The following is a 1,038-nucleotide window of genomic DNA, read 5'->3' on the forward strand; positions in this document are numbered from 1 at the left end:
CTCCCGGCACAGCGTGTACACCGCCCCGTCCACGCAGCCGCCGGAGACGCCGCCGATCACCTCACCGGTCGCGGACACGGCCATCGCGGTGCCGGAGGCCAGCGGAGCCGAGCCCCCGGTGGCCACGACACGGGCGAGCGCGCAGGGGATCCCCTCGGCGCGCCACCGGCTCACGGTCTCGGCGACGGTCTCCATGAGCACATCGTGGCGGGGCGAGATTGCGCCGGTGTTTCGCGGGAACGCGCCGCCCGTTACGGGCTCAGTGGTGGCGGGCGCCCATGAGGTGCAGGATGCGGTGCACGGTGTCGTCGGCGAGCGAGTAGCGGACCACCCTGCCGTCGTCGGCGTCCCGGGCGGCGCGCACCCAGCCCCTGTCCCGGAGGATCCGCAGCGCCTGGGAGGCGGCGTTGCGGGTGATCCCGGCGGCCTCGGCCAGGTCGGAGACGGTCGCGACACCGGGGCCCACGTGGTGCATGTGTGCGAGGAGCCCCAGCCTGGTGGGGTCGCCGAGCAGCTCGAAGCGCTCGGCCCAGTCGGTCAGATCCATCGCTCCCCCACGCATCAGGCTTAACACCAGGCGTGTTCAGACGCTCTCCGGTGTAACAGCAGCGACACATCCGCTCGCTACGCTCTGCGAACTATGTGTCCAGCCGGACACCTACCCTAGCCCTGGCAGGAGTGCGTCTGTGAGACCGTTGTACGCCGCCGTCTGCGTCGGACTCGCGTCGGCCCTCGCCGCGTCGGGCTGCGCGACCCCCGCCCCGGCGTCGGAGAACACCGGTCAGATCGTGTTGGCCGACGCTGGCGACCCCGGCGAGTTCAATCCCGTGTCCGGGTACGGATCGACCGGCGTCTCCCCGCTGTACGAGGGGCTCCTGCGCCCGGTCGCCGTCGACGACTCCACGCTGCCCCGGCTCGAACCCGCCCTGGCCGCGCAGGTGCCGGAGGTCAGCGCGGACGGGCTCACCTGGACCGTCCGGCTGCGCGATCAGGTGCGGTTCCACGACGGCTCCCTCCTGGACTCCGGCGACGTGGCCG

General features: G+C 72.6%; 3 protein-coding genes. 1 reads left to right on the top strand and 2 read right to left on the bottom strand.

From position 1 onward, the window contains the following. Together G6028_RS15235 and G6028_RS15240 are read right to left on the bottom strand one after the other, a co-directional pair. Nucleotides 1-195 (bottom strand): XdhC family protein (locus G6028_RS15235; RefSeq protein WP_182659376.1); only part of this gene is annotated, 195 nt, incomplete at its 3' end. A 64-nt stretch (nt 196-259) separates the two neighbouring features. Continuing rightward, nucleotides 260-547 carry an ArsR/SmtB family transcription factor gene (locus tag G6028_RS15240; RefSeq protein WP_179523269.1) on the bottom strand — a complete coding sequence of 96 codons (288 nt, stop codon included), beginning with the start codon at nt 545-547 and terminating at the stop codon, nt 260-262. 139 nt (nt 548-686) lie between these two features. Between G6028_RS15240 and G6028_RS15245 the strand changes: the two genes are divergently transcribed. Next, a partial coding sequence (locus G6028_RS15245; RefSeq protein ID WP_338404247.1) for an ABC transporter substrate-binding protein occupies nt 687-1,038 on the top strand: 352 nt, incomplete at its 3' end.

It is taken from the genome of Dietzia cercidiphylli (assembly GCF_014145145.1).
GTDB classification, from domain to species: Bacteria; Actinomycetota; Actinomycetes; order Mycobacteriales; family Mycobacteriaceae; genus Dietzia; species Dietzia natronolimnaea.

Coding starts and splice junctions, on each gene's coding strand:
- G6028_RS15240 (WP_179523269.1), bottom strand. CDS start 547: ATGGATCTGACCGACTGGGCCGAGCGCTTCGAGCTGCTCGGCGACCCC.